General features: G+C 49.0%; 1 protein-coding gene. It reads right to left on the bottom strand.

What is annotated here, in order from left to right; all coding sequences use genetic code 11:
- Positions 1-102: 102 nt before the first annotated feature.
- Positions 103-525, bottom strand: a 423-nt coding sequence (locus DWX26_RS16635) for a DUF4368 domain-containing protein (RefSeq protein WP_118601797.1), incomplete at its 5' end; no start/stop codon positions are given.

The raw sequence follows: 525 nt of genomic DNA, 5'->3' as shown, positions 1-525 counted from the left end.
CTGTTTTATCCCCAATTAGGTGTAAAACTCTGCTCGATGGCGGGCGGCGGCGTACAAAAAATCTATATGGTGTTTTTAAGAGAATCGTCCCGGTAGGACAGGTCAGGCAGTGACCTGTTCCACCTCTGGGATGGGTTTGAGATTAAAATGAATTTCGATAGAAATGTGTCTTGTTTTATCTTCGTCAATGCGCTCATGCACGACGATTTCTTTGATTAAGCGGTTAAGGGTGGCTGCGTCCAGCTCTGTGATGTTGGCATATTCCTGAATGGCTTCCACCCATTGTTTTGCGTCATTGGCAAGCTGGGCTTCATCGGACAGCCGCTTCCTGCCCTCGGACACTTTTGCTTTAAGCTCCGTCTGCTCGGTCTGTGTCTTTTCCAGCATGGTGTTGAAATTCTGCTCACTGATACGCCCTGCAATCATATCCTCATACAGCCGCATGACCATTTTATCCAGAACCTCAATCCGTTCCTCGTCCCTTGTAAGGGAGCGTTCCATTGCTTCCCGCTGTTCCCGCTGCTC

The organism is Blautia sp. AF19-1 (assembly GCF_003479155.1).
GTDB lineage: Bacteria > Bacillota > Clostridia > Lachnospirales > Lachnospiraceae > Fusicatenibacter > Fusicatenibacter saccharivorans.
The sequence above is the reverse complement of the archived record's forward strand: the minus strand, read 5'-3'. Positions and strand labels throughout refer to the sequence as shown.